Consider the following 16,984-nt stretch of genomic DNA (forward strand, 5'->3'; position numbering starts at 1 on the left):
AAAATTAGCTAATGCAATGATATAGATGATCACATTGTAGATTAAAGACAAAAGGCAGACAAAAGATAAAAGGAGCAAGGAACAAAGACAGAAGTTGGATAAAAGGAGTAAAGAAGGCATAAAGGATAAAAAGAGTAAGGAACAAGGATGAGTAAAATCTCTTTTACTATTCTTTTCTGTCTTTGTTCCTTGTTCCTTTTATCCTTGTTCCCAATTATCCTTGTTCCCCCAGATTATGCTTCAACTGAATTATACGCTCTTACAACGGGAAAATCGATAGCGGTTTTAGCTACATTATTGAAATAATTGGTTAAAACGTTTAGGGCAACGTGCCCAACAATTTCGCCAATTTCGCCGTCGGTAAGTCCGGCTGCTTTTACAGCGTCAACGTCGGCGTCATCAACAAGACCTTGTTTAGCGGTTACCACATTAGCGAATTTTAAAATCGCTGCTGTTTTGGCATCCGTGCTTTCGGCGTTACGTGCATTGTTTAAAGTTTCGGCATCAATATGAACTAATTTTTCGCCGATATAGGTGTGGGCAGATAAACAGTAATCACAACTGTTTTTTTCTGATACGGCCAGAGCTAAAAGCTCGCCGGTTTTTGCGCCAAGTTTGCCGTGGCTAAGTGCGCCGCTTAGGTTAAGATAACCTTCTAAAAGGGCGGGCGAATTGCCCATGGTGCGCATCATGTTAGGTACCACACCTAATTTACTTTGTATGACGTTAAATAAGTCTTTTGCTTTACCGATAGTTTCGTCTGGGTTTAATGCTGTTAAACGTGTCATTGTCGTAATTTTTTGTTTGTCGTTATTGACAATACAAAAGTGCATCCATTGGCAATTTTATAACATGGATAGATTTCGTCAACAGATGGACAATTTTCCCAGGCCATTTATTCCATGAACTTTTGATAGTGTTTGATAGCAGCTTCAACCGCTTTAAGCTGTGTTTTATTCAATTTGCCATATAGGTTTAAGCCAACATCAATCCTATTGGTTTTGATACTTCGTTTCCAGTTACCTACCACCTGGTTATCAACAACAATAATAGGGTCAAAAATTACCTTGCGGGCCTGTGCCTGGTATTTTGAATTTACCAAAGCATCACGATCTTTATAGGCAATGGCAAATTCATCAAAAGCGGGCAGGAGGTAGGCCCGGCGGTTTGTTTTTGCTTCTACAATATTATCAGGCATCCAATAGGTTTTGCCATCAATTACCTCGTGTACCAGTTGATGTTTAATGTTATCTAATCCAACGGAACAATCGGCTATGGTAAGGCCGCTCCATGTAGCAAAATCATGAATAGTAGCGGGGCCGCGTGTATTAAAATATCCTGTGGCTAATTTTACCAATGCTTCCTGTTTACTCAAAGGTGGTGTTGCGGCAGCACGCTCGTCAAGCAAAGCATAGCTAAATTGCTTGCCAATCCGTGCGCCATTGCAAATAACAGCGTCAAGCTCGGCGTGCATGAGTAATAAGGTAAATCGTAGCTCATCTGTTGGGATGCCGTTTTCTTGTAAAACGTTTGCCAGCTGCGTGCGGGTTAATTGCCTATTACCCTGCAAAGCTTTTACAAAAACATCATTCCCTTTATTTAAGGTATTAGTGTCAAGCTCGAATTTCTTATACATCTCTGCATTAATAGCATTGATGCGCGGCCCGGTAAGTGCCAATAGCCACCGTATATCCCCGGGCGAAACAAAGTGCCATGTGGGTCTTAATAAATGTGTGCGCAATATTTTACCATCGTTTATGGCTTGCTCAATAATTGCATTGTTTGCGTTTTGGGTTCTTAAACCAATGGCCCACTTGGCACCGGCATAGTTCTGTGCCTGCATGGCCAGCATGTTTTTAACTACATCTTCGGGCGTTTTAAAATCATTGGTATCAATATGTTGATTCCGTATGCGCAGGTCGGCAAGGCGATGATCTGGTATCATTGATTGGCTTTATAAATATTTAATAAATTTACCGCACGTAAATGACAACAGCCTGTCAGCAGTAAAAACAATATTAACACTAATGAATCAATTGAACGGGAGGTATTTTATAGGTGGATTTGTTATAGGTTTGATTATTGGTGTGGCACTACATAGTATGAAGGTTGGTGTTGCGATAGGACTGGTTTTTGGCGGGTTGTTAAGCGTAAGAAAATAAAAAACCGGGACAATTTCTTATCCCGGTTATATCATAAATTGAATATTTAAGCTATTTATGTACTGCTTAAAAGTCGTGATATAAATTTCTGAACGAGCTTCTTAAGCCAAAAGTTAACATGGTGGTTTTATTATCAGATGCACTGTTGCTTTCTTTGCGGTAAAGCCCGCTCAATTCAAAACGCAGGTTATATTTAGGGTTAATCAGGAAAGATACAGTGCCTTCGGCATAGTATAGCTGTGTATTCAAACCCTGGCCTATAGTTGTAGTGCCGTCTGGTACAATAGGTTTGGTTACAATTTTTCCATTATTTGCAGCCTTAGTCAAGTCCAGGCCGTATTTAGCATAATTCATTTGTCCCTGCAAATCTATCCTTCCTATAGAGTAGTTCAGAATGCCTAAAAATTCCCTGAAATTTGCGCCGTATGGATGCGCAAGCGGATCGCCATAAAAGGCGTAGCTGCTAATGGTGTTGGCGTTTTGATAGGTGTACGGTTTAACTGTGTTAAATTCAAATAAATAGTTAAAACGTTTAACAGCCAATAAATCGGCACCTCGGATACCAACCTGTACGCCATTGGTATTATCATTAGTCTTGCCCGAAAAGAGGTCGCTGCCTTTAAACCTATCTAACAGCAATTGCGCATATAATGCGGTTTTATCCAGTATTTTATACTTACCTGTAAAACCAACAAGTGTATTATCCTTTGGCTGCCGGGATGGACCTAAAGAGCTCGAAAACAATATCGGGTTTATAAAATTAACATCAAACCCACGCCTGTTACCGGCTGCATCGGCTTCCGGCGAAATCAAGGCATTGAAGAAACCAAAAGAAACCCGATTGCTCACGTTCCAATCCACGTAGTGGAAAAATGCCCATTTACGGCGATTACCGCCGAAGGTGTCGTACGTGGTTTCCTTGAAGTCTTCCAGGTAGGCCCAGGTGGCCATATATTGTACATGTTTACCTAAATTAAGCGTAACTCTTAACAAAGGCATATTGGCTGCATAATCTGATAGTAATAACGATCTGTATCCATCACCTATAAACATTTTGTCTTCGCCCATGGTGATGTTAACATTGGGAGTAACGTTGTATGATAAAATAGCAGTAACAAACGACCAATCTGCCGTGTTTTTGGTTTGTCCGATATAATTGCGCAGATAAGCCTGGCCCGGGATGAAGCCGGTTGAACCAACTACGTTATTATAATAAGTAGGGAATTTTGCAGCGTTTTCAAAACCACTGGTAAAAAACGAAAATTTAGTGCCAACTGTACCGCCAAACTGGTAGCCGCGGGTATTTAAATAAGTAGATTTTTTTTCAGTGAAATCCCGGCCAATAGTTTCGTCAAGGATAATATCGCCATAAAAAGTATAGTCTGCTTTTTTTACATCAAACAGGTGTTCATTAAATATTTTACGGTTAAGCCAGCTTTTTCTTTTATCGCTTACGCCCACATTCATAACCGAATCATAAGTATGCTGAATGAGGCTATCTATTAAAAAAGGACGCATTGAAGTGTGGAACGCGCTTTTTGTTGAATAAATATCGGCGTTAAATTTTTGATATAACTGGTATGAATCGGGCAGATAGGTAGACTGCGCATTACTTAATTGTACCGAAAAAAAGATAATTCCGGCCATCAATAAAGTTTTTTTGTACCTGAAAAAGTAGAGTTTTTGCATCGTTACAAAATAAGTATTATTTATGGTAACATAAAAATTTCGTTTCTGTTAGTTTTTGGAGGGAAAAAAAGATTTTTGGACTTTCGGACTGTGGGACGATTAGACTATGGGACCCCGAGATAAATGAAATGAATTTCTAAAAGCCTCCTGTCAATAGTCCCTAAGTCCCACAGTCCCAAAATCCCAAAGTCTCATGGTCTAAAAGTCCAATAGTCCCATAATCCTTGCTCTAAAAAAGTTAATAAATGTTAAATTTGACCGTGGGTATCTGTTTTTTTTAATAAAGCTATAAAAAACATGATATTTGCCCGCGCGAAAAACACTACTATATATTATTAAATGCAGTACAAAAAAATCAATAACCTATTAGGCTGGCTTTGCTTTGTTATAGCTTCTGTAACCTACATTTTAACCTTAGAACCCTCTGTAAGTTTCTGGGATTGCGGCGAATTTATTTCGTGCGCGTATCGTTTACAGGTGGCTCACCAACCCGGCTATCCGGTATTTGCCATGTTGGGCAAACTTTTTTCACTGCTTTCTTTTGGTGATGTTACTAAAGTTCCCAAGTATACCAATATGGGATCGGCAATTGCCAGTGGTGCTACTATTATGTTCCTGTTTTGGACAATTACCGCATTGGCTAAAAAGCTGCTTTTAAACAAACGTGACGATGCTGTTGATCAAACAAATCTTATCCTTATAATGGGTGCCGGTTTGGTTGGCGCATTGGCATTCACTTATACCGATACTTTTTGGTTCTCGGCTGTTGAAACCATTGTATTCGCATTATCATCATTATGTACAGCTATTGTATTTTGGGCTATCCTAAAATGGGATGCGCATGCCGATGAAAAAGGTGCCGATAAATGGTTGGTTTTTATAGCTTATGTTATTGGTTTATCAATTGGTATTCACCTGTTAAACTTATTAACTATACCAGCTTTGGCCATAGTTTACTTCTTCCGCAGAAGTAAAAAAATCACCGTTGGCAATGGCATACTGGCAATTTTAGCCGGTATTGTTATACTTGGTTTAGTACAATACGGCATAAGGGGATACACTATAAAGTTTGCGGCATACTTTGATCTTTTCTTTGTAAATACATTGGGATTAGGTTTTGGTAGTGGCGCTTTGTTCTTTGTATTGCTTATTGTGGCTGCTTTGGTATTCGGTATCATTTACAGTATCCGTAATAAAAAACCGGTTTTAAACCTGGCTTTATTATGTGTTTCGTTTATTTATTTGGGCTATTCTTCATTTGCTTATATCCCTATCAGGGCTACAGCAAATCCGGATTTGAATAACTCACATCCCGATAACGCTTTTACCTTGTATGGTTACTTAAACCGTATTCAGTATGGTGAAAACCCATTGTTATTTGGTCAGTATTATGATGCCCAGGTAACAGGTCAAAAAGACGGTAACATCATTTATCGTAAAGGAAAAACCAAATACGAGAATGCTGGTAAAAAAACTGATTACGAATATGACCACACCACTTTTTTACCACGTATGTACAGCGCCGAAGGGCAGGATGTGCAGTTTTATAAGGAATGGTTAAAAATTCCGGAAGGACAGGCACCAACTTTTGTCGACAACATGAAATGGATGTTTAGCTGGCAAATGTACCAGATGTACTGGCGTTACTTTATGTGGAATTTTGTTGGCAGGTACAACGATGCTGATGGTCAGCAAAGCACCGAAAGCATTGACGGTAACTGGACAACCGGTATTTTTGATGGTGGTAAACATCTGCCAAAATCGGTAACCGGGGCCGTAACTTACACGCCTTTATATGCCTTGCCATTAATTATTGGCTTAATTGGTGTAGCCTATCATTTCACCCGTAAGCAAAAAGATGCGTTAGTGGTGTTACTGTTATTCTTCTTTACCGGCCTCGCTATCGTGTTATACGTAAACCAGGCCAACGTGCAGCCACGCGAAAGGGACTACTCCTATGTCGGCTCGTTTTACGCGTTTGCCATTTGGATAGGCATAGGCGTAATAGCCATTGCCGAAGGCGCGCGCAAGTTTTTGAATGGCAAAACGGCCGCCTTAGCTTCAACCGCTATATGCCTTTTAGCGGCACCAGTGTTACTGGCCAGCAAAGAATGGGGCGATCACGACCGCTCAACCAAGCTTACCCCGCATGATATGGCCTATAATTACCTCATATCATGCCCTAAAAACGCCATCCTGTTTACTTATGGCGATAATGATACTTACTCATTATGGTATGACCAGGAAGTGGAAGGCATCAGGCCCGATGTACGCATCGTGAATTTGAGCTTATTTACCGGTGACTGGTATATCCGCCAGATGCAAGGTAAAATGAACGAATCTGAGCCGTTGCCTATCACCATGCCTTATGATAAATATAAAGAGGGGGTAAGGGATGCCATTTACTACAGCGATCGTAAATTGGACGGTCCTCAGGAAGTGAAAGAAGTATTCGACTTTATTACCTCTGATGATAAAGCAGCCCAGGTTGAGTACCAAAGCGGCGATTATGGTAATTATATGCCAACCAAAAACCTTAAACTGACTATTAATCCGGAAGAAGTTTTAAGCAACGGTGTAATTACACCCGATCAAAAAGGTAAATTAGCGACAATCATGGACTGGAAGTTTCCGCCAAACTATGTGACTAAAGAGAACCTGGCTATATTAGATATCCTTGCTCATAATCACTGGAAACGCCCTATTTGCTTTACCACCACCATTGGTAACGAAAACCTGATTGGTTTGCAACCTTATTTATACAAAGAAGGTTTCACTTACCACCTGATACCTTTTCAAAAGGATACAAGCCTTCGCGATCAGTTGAGCAAAACCAATACTTTGGTAATGTATAACAACATCATGACCAAGTTTAAATTCGGCAATTTTAAAACCGCTAAATACCTTGATCACGAGTCGACATCGATGTTTTACCCGGTAATGGTAACCACTTTTAGCGATCTGATCCAAAACCTGATGAAAGAAGGTCATAATGACCTGGCATTAAAAGCACTGCATAAATACGACCAGGAAATGCCTGATATTAACCCGTACATAGATATTGCAGGTCGTAAAATGTTTTTAGCACAAATGGCTTTCCAGCTAAATGATGTTGTTTTAGGTACCCGTATGATGACTAATATTGATAACTACGCTGTTGATCAGCTTGATTACAATTATCACTTGTTAAGCAGCAATGGCAGCGGATTAGATATGCGTAACGTGCAAATCAGTTTGCAGGTATTAAACGGAATGGCCGATTTTGCAAAAGACAATAACCAAAGCGGTTTATTCAAAAAGTTTGACGGTCAGTTAAAAGACTATGTTAAAAAATTCCAACCTGTTTTGGGTGGTCAGCAATAACACTGGTTTCCCACTATAAAACAAAAATGGATCTATTCTGAAAAGGATAGTTCCATTTTTGTTTTAGGGGGAACTTATTTGTTGATGGTTTTGTTTACAAGAGCTTAAATGTGAAATAAATAATTATAATTCGTCTTGTTTATTTATTTTCATAGCCGTGATGCAAAAAAAACTTAAACTTTATCTAAGCCTTGTTGCCTGTGTGTTGTTGATTTTAGTCGATAGCTATTCTGCTAATGCCGCTAATCCTGTAGTACACGTATCGGCAAAGCCAACCTGGTTAAGCACCTGCAAGCCTTACAGCCAGCGGCCATCTGCCCGAACCATTGAGAATGGCTATTTTTACGCCCTTATTGAGCAGCAGATACAGGTTGAAAAGCAAGCCGATTATCATCATGTGATCAAAGAGATTGTATCCGAAACCGGCATTCAGAATGCTTCACAAATAAACGTTGGCTTCGACCCCAGTTTTCAACGGTTGGATTTTCATGAAATTACGGTTTGGCGGGGCGGTAAACCCATAAACCGGTTAAATGTATCGGGCTTTAAGGTGATTGCCGACGAAAAAGATTTGTCTAATTTTATTTACCAGGGCAGTTATACCGCTTTATTAATACTGGACGATATCCGCAAAGGGGATAGGATAGAATATTCATATACCCTTACCGGACGGAATCCCATATTTGCCGGCAGGTTTTGCGATGATATTGTACTGCAGTGGTATCAGCCAATAGCGCATCAATACACGGTGCTCATAACATCGGCACAAAGAAAATTAAACTTCAAAGCTTTTAATACAATACCCAAGGCTGCAATCACAGAAGGCGAAGGGCTGAGACGGTATGAATATGAAGCCTTCCAGGTGCCTGCCGCCCATGACGATGATACTCAGCCGGCGTGGTATGAAGGCCGCGCCCGGGTACAGATCAGCGAGTTTAACAGCTGGGCCGAAGTGGTTAATTGGTCGTTAGGTATTAACCCTGCCGATGTGAATATAAAAGGCGAACTGGCCACACGAATTGCCGAAATAAAGGCCAAAACCGGCACCGACAAAGTGAAATACTTTCGTGAGGCTGTTAGAACGGTACAAGACGAGGTACGATACATGGGGATTGAAATAGGGCAATACTCGCATCGCGCCAATAACCCCGAAAAGGTTTTTAAGCAACGCTATGGCGATTGTAAAGATAAATCACTCTTGTTGGTTTCTATGCTTCAAGCCGGCGGTATCGATGCATCTATGGTGTTGGTTAACTCCGGCGTTCGTTCGCACATTGCCGATTATATACCAACCTATTATGCTTTTGATCACGCTGTGGTAACTGCTAATGTAAACGGTAAGCAGGTTTGGGTTGATGCCACCATAAGTTACCAGGGTGGCGCGGGTACAGATATTTATTTCCCCAATTACGGCATGGGGCTTGTGTTAAAAGCGGGCAATACATCGCTTACCAGCATACCGCCGTCAAAAGGAGGAAAGATTGTTTTTAATGATCTTTATAAGGTCAAAAACGATAAAGCGCCTGTTGAGTTTACTGTAAAAACCATGTATACGGGCGACGAGGCAGATGACATCCGCAGCAGGCTGGCATCAAGCGGCATGGCCGAAACCGAGAAGAGTTACCTGGAGTATTATGCCAAGATTTATTCCAAAATAGACCCCAAGGATTCCATAACCGTAACCGACGATCTGGAAAAAAACATATTAACCACAAAGGAAACTTATATCATCAAAGACTTTTTCAGAACGGATTCTGAAACCAATAAACGTTCTGTTGATCTGTATGCAAACTATATATCTCAACAGTTGCCATCTATCAACGGGCAAACCAAAACGCCGGTGGCACTTAATTACCCGCTTAACTATGATTATACCATCAAGGTAGTTTTGCCCAATGGCTGGGACGTGAGCGATAGTAATCAGGCTATAAACAGGGACTATTATAAGTTTGCATCAAACTATTCGGTATCGGGCGATACTTTACTACTTAACTATAAACTGAATTACCTGAAGGATTACGTCTCGGTTGATAAGCTGAACGAATTTAGGAGCGATATAAAAAAACTTAATTATAATGGGTTAAGCTATAATTTTAGTATTGGCCCAGATACGCAGTCTGAAGCCGATGTTAATGGTTACATGGTGATGCTGGCCGGTTTTTTAACTGTGGGACTTATCTTTTTAGGTGTATGGGTTTATCAACGCGAAACACCTGGTATTGTGTTTAGCTATGGTGCGGGTTTTACCCCGGTGGGCGGTTGGCTGATCCTCGCGGTTGTATTATTGCTTTTGGCGATTTTATTTTCGGGCGCAATGCTTTTAAGTAGTGATTATTTTAGCCTCACAACCTGGAATTTGGTTAAAACCGGCCGTGAGGCACTTAGTTACAAAATGTTTGTTGTGATGGAAATAACCTGTTTCACAATATTGCTATGCTTCTCCGTTTACTGCTTTGTATTGCTTGTTAACAAGCGAGACATATTACCAAAAGTAATTACCGTATATCTGCTTTATACAGCCGTTTTTGTTTTTATTGATTTTGTATGCACACTTATATTAAAACACAATAGAATAGTACAACCACACCCATACGTGTTAATTTACAGCATTGTTATCGCAGGTGTTGGTATTCCTTATTTCAAAAAGTCTTCCCGGGTTGAGCATACTTTTATCGTTCCATATCCTCCATATAACTACAGCTATGAAGGCCCGGATGGTAAATAACAGGAAATAAAATTCGGTAGTTTTGTAACCTTTCCTGGTTTTTACGATCAATTTAGCGATATATCGTTTTTGTTGCAACGGTTTATTTGTTATTGAATTGATAGCCAACTATTTCTTACTATGGCTTAATATTTGACTATTAAGGAAATCAATAAAGAAACTTTTAACAAATATCAACCAGTATTAGTAACAACTATATAATTTACTAATTGGCGGTAAATAACGATTTTTAGAATAAATTTGATAAAAACAATTACATCGGCCAAATGAAATTTCAACAGTTATTAGAGGATGTTAAGCATTACGTTGTAGCTTATTTTGATGCTTACCAGGACCCCCACCTTATATATCACGATTTAAGCCATACCAAAGATGTTGTATCCGCGGCAACCAAAATAGCCAATCACTACCAGTTGAGCGATGAAGATTTTTTTGCAGTGGTAGCCGCTGCCTGGTTTCATGATACCGGGTATTTTACGGATAAAGCTGAGCACGAAGCCAAAAGCATTAGCCTGGCCGAGCATGAATTAAAGCAATTGAAGGTTAGCGCACAGGTTATTGATAAAGTTAAAGGCTGTATCCTGGCGACTGAAATGCCGCAAAAACCTAAAGGTTTATTACAGGAAATCATTTGCGATGCGGACCTTTTCCACTTAGGTGGCAGCGATTTCCAGGAAAAAAGCAAAATGGTGCGCAAGGAGTTCGAGATTGTAAAAGGAATCACCATTGATAAAGATGTATGGCGCGAAAAAAGTATCGAACTATTACAAGGCCATCAATACTTTACCGATTATTGCCGTTTATTACTGGGCGATCAGCAGCAAAAAAACCTCGATAAACTGATCAAAAAACAAGAGGAGGTAAAAGATAAGAAGTCATCTGCGCAACCAGTTGAAGGAAGCACCATCGTAATAAATGATGAAGACGAGGACGACGAAGATATTGACATGGATGATGACCACGACGAAGACGATGATACAACGGTTTCTGAAGATATTGAAAAATATTCAAAAAAATTAAGGAAGAAAAAGCCTGAAAAAGGTATCGAAACCATGTTTAGGATAAGTTCGGCAAATCACCAGCGTTTGAGCGATATGGCCGATAATAAAGCCCATATCATGATCACCGTTAATTCCATCATTCTTTCGGCTATCATCAGTTTGGTGCTGCGTAAAATGGACGAACACTCGCATTTATTGTTCCCCACTTTTCTGCTGCTCACCGTTAGTTTGCTGACCATTACATTTTCTATACTGGCTACAAGACCGTCTATCCCCATGGGTGTTTTCACTCGGGAGGATATCGCCAACAAAACAACCAATCTGCTTTTCTTTGGTAATTTTTACCGTATGAGCTATGAGGATTACAGCGATGGCATGCTCAAAATGATGGATGATAGCGAGTTTTTATACGGTAGTCTCATCCGAGATAATTATTCGCAGGGTGTGGTGCTTGGTAAAAAGTACAGGTTGTTGCGCATCTCTTATAACATATTCATGTTTGGCTTAATTGCCGCGGTAATAGCCTACATAGTATTTTCGATATTATAATTAATAGCATTTACTGCTAACATACAATTTGCTATTTATGGAACAGTACTCGTTTTTTGACCGCGACCTGAGCTGGTTGCTTTTTAATGAGCGCATTTTGATGGAGGCCGAACGTGAAGGCCTGCCAACAATGGAAAGGGTTAATTTCCTGGCAATATTTTCATCAAACCTCGATGAGTTTTACCGGGTACGTATTCCCGTATTATCCGCTTTACATAGCATCGGCGAAAACAATAAAAGCGATAAAGAAGACGTATTTCACCGTGCGCAGGAGTTGGTGGGGCAGCAGCAGGAACGGTTCGGAAAAGTGTTGCGGGAGCGCTTGATCTCGCTTTTAAAGGACAGTAACGTTAACCTGCTGTTTAATGAGCCAATCCCTAATATTATTGCCGATAAGGTAAGCGACTACTTTTTTAGCCAGGTATTGGCCTTTTTACAACCGCTTGATTTGGCCGATACCAAAAAGAAATTTTTCCCCGAAAATAACCGGCTTTACTTTTTATTAAGTTTAAAGAACGAGGCTAATACAGAGCGCAACGTAATTCTCAATATCCCCTCTAACCAGTTACCCCGCTTTTTAAGTATTACTGCCAACGATGGCATTCAGTACATAGTTTTTCTGGACGATATCATCAGGCACAACCTGGATAATTTGTTTAAAACAGAAACCCTTGGCGGCTGCTACAGTTTTAAAGTAACCCGAGATGCCGAGCTTGATCTGGATGGCGAATTTGAGGGCGATGTGTCAGAACAGATAGAAAAACAGTTGCTTAAGCGCGATGCAGGCATAGCCACTCGGTTTTTACATCAGCCGGGTATTCCATTGCGAACGCTTAATTTTATTGCCGATAAGTTTAATCTGTTGGGTACAAGTATTGTAGAAGGAGGGATGTACCATAACCTCAAGGATCTGATGAGTCTGCCGGTTAGTAACCCTGCCTTGAAATACAGTAAATGGTCCCCAATTTTAAGTGGCATCCATCCCGAGGAAGGTTCGTTTTTTGAGCAGATAGATAAAAAGGATTACATTTTTCACCCGCCATATTTATCGTACAATAATATCCTCCGTTTTTTTAACGAAGCCGCTACCGATGTTACCGTTGCCGAAATTTCGGTGACCCTGTACCGTGTGGCCAGCGACTCGCGGATTGTGAACGCGCTGATTAGTGCGGCTACCAATGGCAAAAAAGTGCGTGTGATGGTTGAGTTAAAAGCCCGTTTTGATGAGGCTAATAACATCAAATGGGCAAAAAAAATGAAAGCCGCCGGCGTGGAGATCATTTACAGCCATAAACAACTCAAGGTGCACGCGAAGATTGCGTTGGTTAAAAGACAAGTAGATGGTCGTGAAAAATACTCGGGTTTATTGGCTACCGGCAATTTTAACGAAAGTACGGCTGCCTTTTATACCGATCATATTTTGATGACCGCCAACCCTGCCTTATTGCGCGAGATGGAATTGGTATTTATGTTTCTATCCAAAAGGGTTAAATCGGCAGTCGACTACCCCATCGAATTTAAACACCTGCTTGTTGCCCAGTTTAACTTACAGGACGATTTTTTAGCCCTGATTGACAACGAAATACAAAATGCAAAGAAAGGTTTACCTGCCGGTATTACCATTAAACTGAATAACCTGGAAGAACGTATCCTGATTGCCAAATTATACGATGCATCGCAGGCTGGCGTAAAAATCAATATGATAGTTCGAAGCATATGCTGCCTTATTCCGGATGTGGCGGGGATGAGTGAAAATATCACCATTACACGTATTGTTGACCGTTACCTGGAGCATGGCCGCATTTTTGTATTTAATAACAATAATGCCCCAAGGATATACATGGGATCGGCGGATTGGATGAACCGTAATGTTTACCGGCGTGTGGAGGTTTGTTTCCCGGTTTACGATGAAAGTGTGAAGGCTGAAGTTATACAAATGCTTGATTTACAACTGCACGATAATGTACAGGGAGTAAGGTTAGACGAGCAATTGCAAAACAACCCGGTTGAAAAAACAGAACCTTTAATACAATCACAGCGGGCTGTTTATGAGTTTTTAAATACTAAAAGTGTATGATAATTAAACGGAGTAAAAATATTGCCATCAACCTATTACTGATTCTCTTTGTAATGGCCGGTTTGATGATCAACATCTCGTGTACACAAAAATCAGGTCAATCAGCATCAAAAGATGAACCCACCAACGAAAGCGAAGCGGCTGAAAGTGCTAACCCCAAAGGTTACGATTTGTCAAAACCCGAGAAATTCAATATGCCAGATGATTTGCTCGAAATTTCAGGTATCACTTTTTTAAACGGCAATGCCGACATGCTTTACGCCGAAGAAGATGAGGATGGCCGTGTTTATTACCTTAAGTTAGGCGATAAGCAGGCGAGTTATGTTCATTTTGGTAAAAAAGGCGATTATGAAGATCTTGGTATTTGCAATGGCAACATGGTGTTATTAAGGAGTGATGGCGTGTTTTTTACATTTCCTTTCGGTCAGGTTAAAAGTGCCGAAGTTGATGCCCGAAAACAAGATAGCCTTTTGCCCGAAGGCGAGTACGAAGGTATGTATGCCGATGATAAATCAAAATCATTATACGTTTTGTGCAAGCATTGCGCCGATGATAAAACTACCAAAGCCAGCAGTGGCTATATTTTGAGCATCCAAACCGATGGTACTATTAAGCAAACAGGAACTTTTAGTGTAGATGTAACGGCGATTGAAAAATTGGCAGGGCAAAAGAAAATTGCTTTCCATCCATCTGCGTTAACAAAAAACCAGGCAACTAATGAATGGTATATTTTGTCGTCGGTAAATAAAATGCTGGTGGTTGCTGATGCCTCCTGGAAAATTAAAGCGGTGTATCCCTTAAATTCGGCATTTAATCAGCCCGAAGGCATCGCTTTTGACGCGGAGCAAAACCTGTACATATCAAATGAGGGTGGTAAATTAGGCATGGGTAACGTTTTAAAATTCAGATATAATCCCTAAGATTATCATAGGAGCATCAGTTTACAGTCATCTGAATATTAAGTTTTTAGCTGGTGCCAAAATCTACAGATTATTTACAAAATCATTACTTACAAATAATTACCATAGTTATACCTTTGCCCATAGGTTTTTAAGATGCATACAGAAGTAATCAATATAAGTAAGAATAATTGCTCCATTTGCCAGGTAGATATGTGCCTTACGTTCAACCCCTTTGTTGAGCATTTAAAAGAGCGCGTACTTACCGAAAAAACGCTTAAAACCGAATTTTACAAATATGTTTTAGACAAGTTTGAAGCAGACCCTTGTATTAACCTGGATATACAGCCAGAGAATGCGGAGGCTTTCAGGGAATCTCTGGAACTTATTTATAGCATACTTACTCCGCCAATACTTAACGAAAAGGAATTTTACTGGGCTTTGAGCACCCCTGTGCCCGAAAAGATATTTTTCAGTACCGAGGCTTTTTTTAATTTTCACTCAAGCCATCATTCTGGTTTGTATGCTGTAAACATGCCCGATGATGAGCTGTTTACCCAACGCCAAAAAAGATTTATATACAACCTGATATTGGAGCGGATGTATGGCTTTAGTACTGTACTTAAAAACGAACTGCTTTACAGTTATGTAGATCCCGAAACAAAGCTTACTCGTTTTTATAGTATTTTCACCAATCCCCAGTTTGTTAAAATTGTAACCCGCGGCGAACTACCCGAACTGAAGTTTGAAACCATAGAACCATATTTGAATGATTTTGAGGGGATAGAAGTTTTGGAGCGGATACTACCGTTATCAAATTTCATGTTTCAGGGTTTTACAGTGATCACCTTAACAGATGTTACGCTTACGCATGCCATGGAAAGCATCCGCGACGAATTGGTGAATCACACAACCAATGAGGCCGAGCAATATGAGCATATCATCAATTCGCTTAAAACCCTTTCGGAGGATTCATGTATTGAGTTTGGATTATTGCCTTTTTTAAAGATTAATAATCAACCCATATTTGATACTACCGAGTGTTCGCAAAGCGTAATCATCTCTGAAGCCAAGCATTTTAATGCCGCCGAGGAAACTTTCCAGGCCCTGGCTTTTGATTACAATAAAAACCCGAAGCCAATATTTTTTAACACCATTACCGACGAAAAGGTGGCCAAATTCCCCTTTTTGAAGATGTTGAAGGAGGCGCGTATAAAATCGTACGGTATTTTCCCGGTGTACTACAACAAAAAAAATGTAGGCATTATGGAAGTGTATTCTTATAACGAGATTGCCTTTTATGAAAAGTTGCTGTCAAAATTACAGAGTGCCATGCCGCTAATTGCTCAGTTACTGCAAAACAGTATAGATCAGTTTGAGGAAAGAATTGAAAGGGTTATCAAAGAAAAGTTTACTTCCCTGCAACCATCAGTTCAGTGGAAGTTTAATGAGGTGGCCTGGAACTATCTTAAAAACGGGAATAAAAAGAACAAGGAAATTGAAACAGTGGTGTTTAATAACGTTTATCCGCTGTTTGGAGCCATCGATATCCGCAACTCTACCATTGAACGTAATACCGCTTTACAGGATGATCTGAAGGCTTTAATGACCACCATCATTGAGACCTTGTTAAAGTTGAAGGAACACATCCACCTAAGTTTAATTGATAACCTTATTTATAAATGTAAGGAGTGGGAGCAAAGGGTGAGCGGTTTTATAACCACCAATGATGAGATAACGCTCGATAATTTCCTGGAAAGCGAGGTTAATCCTTTCTTTAAGCACTTCAGGGAAAATTACCCGGACGAACGGCCCGTTATCGACGCCTATTTTGAAAGCCTGGCAGAAGATACCGGTTTGGCATTTGCCAATCGGCGAAATCTGGAAAACTCCATGCAGCTTATCAATAACACCATTAACCATTACCTGGAGCTGGTGCAGGATGATGTGCAGGGATCATACCCGTGCTACTTTGAAAAATTCAGGACAGATGGCGTTGAATACGATATTTACATAGGGCAATCTATATCGCCAACCCGGGCGTTTGATGTGTTGTATTTAAAAAATATCAGGCTTTGGCAATTACAATCCATGGCCGAGATAGCCAAGCTTACTTATGAGTTAGCCGGGCAAATAGAGCGCCCGCTGCAAACAACGCAACTGATCTTTATCCATTCAAATCCTATCGATATCAGTTTCAGGAATGATGAGCGTCGTTTTGATGTGGAAGGAGCTTATAATATTCGGTACGAGATTATCAAAAAACGCATAGACAAAGTACTGATAGCAGGTTCTGTTGAGCGCCTTACCCAGCCAGGTAAAATAGCCATGGTATATTTTAATCCCAATGAGGCGGTGGAATATCACGAATACATCAAATACCTGCAAGAACGAAATGTGCTGAATAACGACCTCGAATACCTTGATTTAGAAGAGCTGCAGGGCGTTACCGGGCTTAAAGCGCTTAGGGTGGGAGTTAATTATCAAATATCTTCTTCAAAATAAAACTATAAGGTATA

The 16,984-nt window shown here is 40.2% G+C and carries 9 protein-coding genes; 6 read left to right on the plus strand and 3 right to left on the minus strand.

Annotated elements, in window-relative coordinates; genetic code table 11:
* Nucleotides 1-233: 233 nt before the first annotated feature.
* From QWZ17_RS20480 to QWZ17_RS20490, 3 genes are all read right to left on the minus strand, one after another.
* Entirely contained in the window at nt 234-788 is a 555-nt protein-coding gene (locus tag QWZ17_RS20480; protein ID WP_290307170.1) for a carboxymuconolactone decarboxylase family protein, read from the minus strand.
* A 107-nt stretch (nt 789-895) separates the two neighbouring features.
* Nucleotides 896-1,945 carry a winged helix DNA-binding domain-containing protein gene (locus QWZ17_RS20485; protein ID WP_290307171.1) on the minus strand — a complete coding sequence of 350 codons (1,050 nt, stop codon included), beginning with the start codon at nt 1,943-1,945 and terminating at the stop codon, nt 896-898.
* 283 nt (nt 1,946-2,228) lie between these two features.
* Nucleotides 2,229-3,851 (minus strand): gliding motility protein RemB, encoded by a 1,623-nt coding sequence (locus QWZ17_RS20490; protein ID WP_290307172.1) that lies wholly within the window; start codon nt 3,849-3,851, stop codon nt 2,229-2,231.
* Between the two features lie 339 nt (nt 3,852-4,190).
* Between QWZ17_RS20490 and QWZ17_RS20495 the strand changes: the two genes are divergently transcribed.
* The 6 genes from QWZ17_RS20495 to QWZ17_RS20520 all read left to right on the plus strand — a co-directional run bounded on the left by QWZ17_RS20495 (nt 4,191) and on the right by QWZ17_RS20520 (nt 16,970).
* The gene (locus QWZ17_RS20495) at nt 4,191-7,214 is read left to right on the plus strand and encodes a protein O-mannosyl-transferase family (protein ID WP_290307173.1); all 3,024 of its coding nucleotides are present in this window, start codon (nt 4,191-4,193) and stop codon (nt 7,212-7,214) included.
* A 160-nt stretch (nt 7,215-7,374) separates the two neighbouring features.
* Nucleotides 7,375-9,939, plus strand: coding sequence for a DUF3857 domain-containing protein (locus QWZ17_RS20500; RefSeq protein ID WP_290307174.1), 2,565 nt, complete (start codon nt 7,375-7,377; stop codon nt 9,937-9,939).
* A 266-nt stretch (nt 9,940-10,205) separates the two neighbouring features.
* Nucleotides 10,206-11,489, plus strand: coding sequence for a Pycsar system effector family protein (locus QWZ17_RS20505; RefSeq protein ID WP_290307175.1), 1,284 nt, complete (start codon nt 10,206-10,208; stop codon nt 11,487-11,489).
* 37 nt (nt 11,490-11,526) lie between these two features.
* The gene (gene ppk1 / locus QWZ17_RS20510; protein ID WP_290307176.1) at nt 11,527-13,566 is read left to right on the plus strand and encodes a polyphosphate kinase 1; all 2,040 of its coding nucleotides are present in this window, start codon (nt 11,527-11,529) and stop codon (nt 13,564-13,566) included.
* Nucleotides 13,563-14,486: an SdiA-regulated domain-containing protein gene (locus QWZ17_RS20515; RefSeq protein WP_290307177.1), complete on the plus strand. Its 924-nt coding sequence runs from the start codon at nt 13,563-13,565 to the stop codon at nt 14,484-14,486. Before ppk1 ends, QWZ17_RS20515 begins: the two co-directional genes overlap by 4 nt.
* A gap of 135 nt (nt 14,487-14,621) precedes the next feature.
* The gene (locus QWZ17_RS20520; RefSeq protein ID WP_290307178.1) at nt 14,622-16,970 is read left to right on the plus strand and encodes a GAF domain-containing protein; all 2,349 of its coding nucleotides are present in this window, start codon (nt 14,622-14,624) and stop codon (nt 16,968-16,970) included.
* Nucleotides 16,971-16,984: the final 14 nt, after the last annotated feature.

The sequence above is a fragment of the Mucilaginibacter flavus genome, from assembly GCF_030409315.1.
GTDB classification, from domain to species: Bacteria; Bacteroidota; Bacteroidia; order Sphingobacteriales; family Sphingobacteriaceae; genus Mucilaginibacter; species Mucilaginibacter flavus.

Excerpts from the sequence above, each read along its gene's own strand:
- QWZ17_RS20495 (WP_290307173.1), top strand. The coding sequence starts at position 4,191 with ATGCAGTACAAAAAAATCAATAACCTATTAGGCTGGCTTTGCTTTGTT.
- QWZ17_RS20500 (WP_290307174.1), top strand. The coding sequence starts at position 7,375 with ATGCAAAAAAAACTTAAACTTTATCTAAGCCTTGTTGCCTGTGTGTTG.
- ppk1 (WP_290307176.1), top strand. The coding sequence starts at position 11,527 with ATGGAACAGTACTCGTTTTTTGACCGCGACCTGAGCTGGTTGCTTTTT.
- QWZ17_RS20520 (WP_290307178.1), top strand. The coding sequence starts at position 14,622 with ATGCATACAGAAGTAATCAATATAAGTAAGAATAATTGCTCCATTTGC.
- QWZ17_RS20480 (WP_290307170.1), bottom strand. The coding sequence starts at position 788 with ATGACACGTTTAACAGCATTAAACCCAGACGAAACTATCGGTAAAGCA.
- QWZ17_RS20505 (WP_290307175.1), top strand. The coding sequence starts at position 10,206 with ATGAAATTTCAACAGTTATTAGAGGATGTTAAGCATTACGTTGTAGCT.
- QWZ17_RS20515 (WP_290307177.1), top strand. The coding sequence starts at position 13,563 with ATGATAATTAAACGGAGTAAAAATATTGCCATCAACCTATTACTGATT.
- QWZ17_RS20485 (WP_290307171.1), bottom strand. The coding sequence starts at position 1,945 with ATGATACCAGATCATCGCCTTGCCGACCTGCGCATACGGAATCAACAT.
- QWZ17_RS20490 (WP_290307172.1), bottom strand. The coding sequence starts at position 3,851 with ATGCAAAAACTCTACTTTTTCAGGTACAAAAAAACTTTATTGATGGCC.